We start from the raw sequence: 5101 nt of genomic DNA on the forward strand, positions 1-5101 counted from the left end.
GGGGGGGGGAGGGGGGCCCCCCCCCCCCCCCCCCCTCACCCCCCCCCCCCCCCCCCCCCCCCCCCCCCCCCCCCCTCCTCCCCCCCCTCCCCCCCCCCCCCCCCCCCCCCGGTCCGGGGTTCGCGTCGGGAGGGGTCAGACGGTGACCCGGTCGCTCTGCTCCGCCTGGCGGTCGGCGGGCTGCTCGGCGGTGGCGGGGGTGTTCTCCCGGGGCGCCGGGAGCACGGCCATGATCACGCCGGAGATCACGATGGTCGCCGCCCAGGCGAGACCGTACCTGCCGACGGGCGTGTCGGAGAGCGGGCCGGCGAACCAGTCGCACTTGGTGAAGGCGAGCCCCATCAGCAGGGCGAGCACCCAGGACACCATCGCCTGCCAGCAGAAACCGCCCACGTACCAGTACCGGCTGTTCCGGCTGGTGTCCATCAGCGCGGCGGCGTCGTAGCGCACCGCACGCGAGCGGCGTCGGAACATGTCCACCGCGTAGACGCCGATCCAGGCCGAGAAGGACACCGCGAGCAGGATCAGGAAGGTGATGAAGGAGCCCAGGAAGCTCTTGGCGACCAGCATCAGCATCAGGCCGCCGACCAGCGAGATCACCGCGTTGATGCTGACGGCCAGGGCGCGCGGCAGCTTGACGCCCATGGTCTGGGCGGTGAAGCCGGCCGAGTACATGGAGAGGCTGTTGATCAGCAGCATGCCCACGATCGCGGTCAGCAGGTAGGGCACGGCCAGCCAGGTCGGCAGCAGGTCGCCGAGGAAGGAGACCGGGTCCGAGGCCTGGGCCAGGCCGGGCGAGGCCACCGCCATCACCGCGCCCATCAGCACCATCGGCACCATGACCAGACCGGCGCCCGAGACCGTCACGCCGACGATTTTCCTCCCGGAGGCGGCGTGCGGCAGGTAGCGGGCGAAGTCCGGGCCGGTGGGGACCCAGCTGATGCCGCCGGCGGCGATGGTGCCGACGCCGGCGATCATCATCGCCGTGGTGCCCGCGGGCTTGGAGAAGACCTCGCTCCAGTGCATGGTCGCGACCAGGTACCCCAGCACCAGCACGCTGAAGAGGCCGAAGAGGTACGTCGACCAGGTGTTGCAGACGTTCAGCGCCTTCCGGCCCATCCCGGAGACCAGGAAGGTGCAGGCGACGAAGAGGAACAGGGTGATCACGATCAGCGCGGTGTTGCTCTGGACCCCGAAGAGCAGGTCGAGAACGGTCAGCACGGCATAGGCACCGGTGACGGCGTTGATCGTCTCCCAGCCGAACCGGGCGATCCAGAGGATCGCGCCGGGGAAGAGGTTCCCGCGCACCCCGAAGGCGGCCCGCGACAGGGTCGCGCCCGGCGCCCCGCCCCACTTCCCGGAGACCGACAGCACGCCGACCATGCCGAACGAGACGAGCGCGGCACAGGCCGCGACGATCAGCACCTGCCAGAAGTTCAACTCGTTGAACACCACCAGGGCGGCGCCCATGGTGAGCAGCAGAACGCTGATGTTCGCCGCGACCCAGGTCGGGAAGAGCTCGCGGACTCTGCCCCCGCGCTCGTGGTCGGGGACGGGTTCGATACCGCGCGTCTCTATCGCGCCGTCGGTGTCGGCGGTGGACAGGTTGCCCATGAGGGTGGCTCCGTGCGTGTGAAGCGGAGATGAATCGGACATATGGAAAATTCATGGAACTCTTCGCGCGTAGCGCGGGAGTTGAATCATCCTACGTCGTCCCGGCGGTGACCTGACCGATGCGGTCGCTCACCGACCGTGGCAGGCGCTCCACCGCCCTCGGCGGCCTCGGATGCCTCGCCCGGGGCTCCGGCGTTTCACGACCGGAAACACACGACATCGAATTCGTGCAATCGTTGACATGTGAGGCGAACGGGTGAACAGTGGAGGCGCCTCCCACCGCCACCGCTGACGCGGGCGAATCCGTGCGGCGGCTCGAGCGGCGCCCTCGACTGGAGATGGTTCGCGTGGATCCGATGAGCAGGGAAGGACTCGAGCGGCTCAGGTCCCTGCTGGCCGAGCGGATCGGCGCGCCGTGCGAGCACGGGGAGGACGCCGGGCGGGTGGAGCCGCTGCGCCGACAGGTGCGCCATGCGGTCATCGGCATCGACGCCTACCTCAGCGCGATCGAGGCGGGCAGCTGCACCGTGGCGGGGCTGCATGAGCAGGCCCTGGACCTGTGGCGGAGCCTGGAGCGGATCGCGGCCACGGAATGCGAGCGGGCCACCGCCGCGCCGGACGACGCTCACCGGGTGCCCGCGCAGTCCGCCCCCGCGGCCTGACCCGGTCGGCCTGTCAGGCGCGGCGGCGGTTGCTGGCGTCGCGGAGTTGGTCGGTGCGGCGGGCCAGGGCGTCGAGACGGGTGGCGAGGTCGCCGTGGTGGGTGCCGAGGTGGGGGCGTATGCCGGCGAGGGGCTCGATGAGGTCGGCTGCGTCGGTGGTGCCGAGGGCGGCGGTCAGGGCGGCCTGGGCGGGGCGGGCCTCGCGGGCGAGCCCGGCCGCGGTGATCTGGGCGGCGAGGACGCGCAGTTCGGCGGCGTTGTCGCGGGCCCAGGCGGTGATCGCGCGCTCGGCGGCCCGACGGTCGCGGACGGCCTTGACGCGCTCGGCGCCGGTCCCGGTCGCGGAGGCGGCGGCGGGGCGCAGCCGCAGGTAGCGGTTCTCGGCGGCCTGGCGGCTGGCGACGCCCATGGGCCGGGCGAGGTCCGCCCAGGTGGCACCCGCGGCGCGGGCGGTCTCGACCAGCCCGGCTTCCCAGCCGGCCAGTTGGGTGCGGAGTTCGCGCAGCAGCACCAGCGCGGCCAGTGCCTGCTCGGGGCCCTGGTCCTGGCCTCCCTGGTGCGGGACGGGCGCGTGGCGCGGGGCGGCGTCCGGGGCCTCGGGCGCGCCGGGGGCCTGGGCGGCGCGGACGGCGTCGTCGATGGCGGCCAGCGCCGCGGCGGCCGCGAGGAAGGAGACGGGCTCGGCGGTCGGGGCGGGGTCGGAAACGGTCTTCGGCGGCTTCGCACTCATGTAGTCACCGTACCGACGACACGAGGGGTTTGTCATCGGATGGATGACGTGTTACAACAATGACAGGTGAAGCGCACTGGCACCCATCGATCCGACTGGAGGTGTTTCGCGATGCTGCTGCGCACCGACCCGTTCCGCGAACTGGACCGTCTGACCCAGCAGTTCCTGGGCACGACCGGCACGTGGTCCCGCCCCACGCCGATGCCGCTGGACGCGTACCGCGCCGGCGAGGAGTACGTGATCTGCTTCGACCTGCCCGGCGTGGACCCGGACGCGATCGACATCGACGTCGAGCGGAACATGCTGACCGTCAAGGCCGAACGCCGCCCGCGCCACCAGGGCGACGACGTGAAGTGGGAGCTGTCGGAGCGCCCGCTCGGCGTCTTCTCGCGCCAGGTGATGCTGTCCGACACCCTCGACCCCGAGGGCATCACGGCCGACTACGACGAGGGCGTGCTGACCCTGCGCATCCCGGTCGCGGAGAAGGCCAAGCCGCGCAAGGTGGCGATCGGCCACAGCGGTAGCCGCAAGCAGATCCAGGCCTGATCCGCCTGCTGCCCCTTGCCGTCCCGCGCCGTCCCGAGAAACCCCCCGAGAGGGCGGCGCGGGACATCACAGCCCCCGTCTCCTCCCGGGCCGTTCGCCGCGAGCGGCCCGCTCGGAGAGAGAGCACGCCCATGTCAGACCACGGACCGGCTCCCCACGTGGTACGGGCGTACGGCGAGATCGATCTCGACACCGCCCCTCGTCTGCGCCACGACCTGACCCGCGCGCTGGCCGAGCACCCGGACGTGGTGCTGGACCTGTCGGGCGTGACGTTCATGGACTGTTCGGGCCTGGGAGTCCTCATCGAGGCTCGGAACCAGGCCGACCAGCAGGGCTCGCGGTTGCTCCTGCGCGGTGTCGGCCGCCCCGTGGCCAGGCTCCTCAAACTCACCGGCCTCACCGGCCACCTGGCCCCCACGCCCTGACCGCAGGGCCGGGTGGCCCGGCCCTGCGGTCAACTCGACCAGACCCCCGACCCGACCCCGTTCCGTGCGAAGGCGCGAAGGGAGGACCCGTGGTGACGCTCCGATGGGAGGCGTTCCTGGAGCAGGTCCAGGAACGCGGCGAATACGACACCCCGCAGGAAGCCGAACGGGCGGCGCGCGTCGTGCTGGCCCTGCTCGGCGCCCACCTGGTGGGCGAGGTACGGGCCGAACTGGCGGCCCGCCTGCCGGAAGCCCTCTCGCTGGTCCTGCTCAACCCCCTGCAGGCCGCCGAGCCGCTCAGTCCCGACCGGTTCGTCCGCGCCACTGCGGCCTGGATCGAGGGCGCCACCGAGCAGACCGCCCTCTGGGACATCGGCGCCGTCCTGTCCACGGTCGCCGACGCGGCCGGCGACGAGCTCATGGAGCGCGTCCTGCTCCAGCTGCCACCCGGCTACGACCTGCTCTTCGGCCGTCCCGCGGCCGGCCACCGCCCCTGACCCCAGCCACCCGCCGCAGCGAGCACCGCAGCGGCCCGTCCCGGAAGGGCACCACCGATGACCCGGCACCGCCGCCTCCTCCAGCAGGTCCGCACCAACGGCCGGTACCCCACCGACGAGGAAGCCGATCGCGTCCTCACCGCCGTCCTGACCCAGCTCGGCGCCCAACTCACCGGCGAGGAACGCTGCGAGCTGGCCTCGGCCCTGCCCCAGCGCTGGCGCGCCGTCTTCACCGGCCAGATCCCGCTGCCGGAGCCCGTCAGCGCCCCCGCCTTCGTCGAGGCCCTCGCCCGCACCCTGGGCACCAGCCTCACCGCCGCCCGCTGGGACGCCTCGTCCGTGCTGACCGCCCTCGCCGCCGTCACGGACCAGCACCTCACCGACCGCATCCTCGCCCACCTGCCGCGCGGCTACGCCCTGCTGTTCGGCCGCGCCGACCTCACCGTCGCGGCCTGATCACGGCCAGCTGAACACCGCCCGGGCGGGGCCCGGCGGACCGGCGGGTTTCACCGGGCCGCCGGGCCGCCGGGCGCGCCGTTCAGGGGTCTCAGGGTCCGTGGACGCGGTAGCGCTCCGCGTCCGCCCACCTGACCTCCAGGCCGAAGCCCGGGCGGCTCCGGTCGGGGC

The 5101-nt window shown here is 72.9% G+C and carries 7 protein-coding genes; 5 read left to right on the forward strand and 2 right to left on the reverse strand.

The window, feature by feature from the left end; translation table 11 throughout:
* Positions 1 to 135: 135 nt before the first annotated feature.
* Positions 136 to 1614 carry a purine-cytosine permease family protein gene (locus ACZ4WV_RS24360; RefSeq protein ID WP_465750086.1) on the reverse strand — a complete coding sequence of 493 codons (1479 nt, stop codon included), beginning with the start codon at positions 1612 to 1614 and terminating at the stop codon, positions 136 to 138.
* A 356-nt stretch (positions 1615 to 1970) separates the two neighbouring features.
* Here ACZ4WV_RS24360 and ACZ4WV_RS24365 point away from each other — a divergent pair, with 356 nt between their 5' ends.
* Entirely contained in the window at positions 1971 to 2276 is a 306-nt protein-coding gene (locus tag ACZ4WV_RS24365) for a hypothetical protein (RefSeq protein ID WP_465750088.1), read from the forward strand.
* Positions 2277 to 2289: 13 nt separating this feature from the next.
* Here the strand turns inward: ACZ4WV_RS24365 and ACZ4WV_RS24370 are convergent, their stop codons facing one another.
* Complete coding sequence (locus ACZ4WV_RS24370; protein ID WP_465750090.1) at positions 2290 to 3006, reverse strand: hypothetical protein; 717 nt, start codon at positions 3004 to 3006, stop codon at positions 2290 to 2292.
* Positions 3007 to 3117: 111 nt separating this feature from the next.
* Here ACZ4WV_RS24370 and ACZ4WV_RS24375 point away from each other — a divergent pair, with 111 nt between their 5' ends.
* From ACZ4WV_RS24375 to ACZ4WV_RS24390, 4 genes are all read left to right on the forward strand, one after another.
* Positions 3118 to 3552 carry an Hsp20/alpha crystallin family protein gene (locus ACZ4WV_RS24375; RefSeq protein WP_465750092.1) on the forward strand — a complete coding sequence of 145 codons (435 nt, stop codon included), beginning with the start codon at positions 3118 to 3120 and terminating at the stop codon, positions 3550 to 3552.
* A 131-nt stretch (positions 3553 to 3683) separates the two neighbouring features.
* A complete protein-coding gene (locus ACZ4WV_RS24380) occupies positions 3684 to 3977 on the forward strand; it encodes an STAS domain-containing protein (RefSeq protein ID WP_465750094.1) in 294 nt (97 codons plus the stop codon).
* 92 nt (positions 3978 to 4069) lie between these two features.
* Positions 4070 to 4474, forward strand: coding sequence for a DUF2267 domain-containing protein (locus ACZ4WV_RS24385; RefSeq protein WP_465750102.1), 405 nt, complete (start codon positions 4070 to 4072; stop codon positions 4472 to 4474).
* A 57-nt stretch (positions 4475 to 4531) separates the two neighbouring features.
* The gene (locus ACZ4WV_RS24390; protein WP_465750096.1) at positions 4532 to 4930 is read left to right on the forward strand and encodes a DUF2267 domain-containing protein; all 399 of its coding nucleotides are present in this window, start codon (positions 4532 to 4534) and stop codon (positions 4928 to 4930) included.
* Positions 4931 to 5101: the final 171 nt, after the last annotated feature.

This window comes from Kitasatospora sp. NPDC029312 (assembly GCF_055569215.1).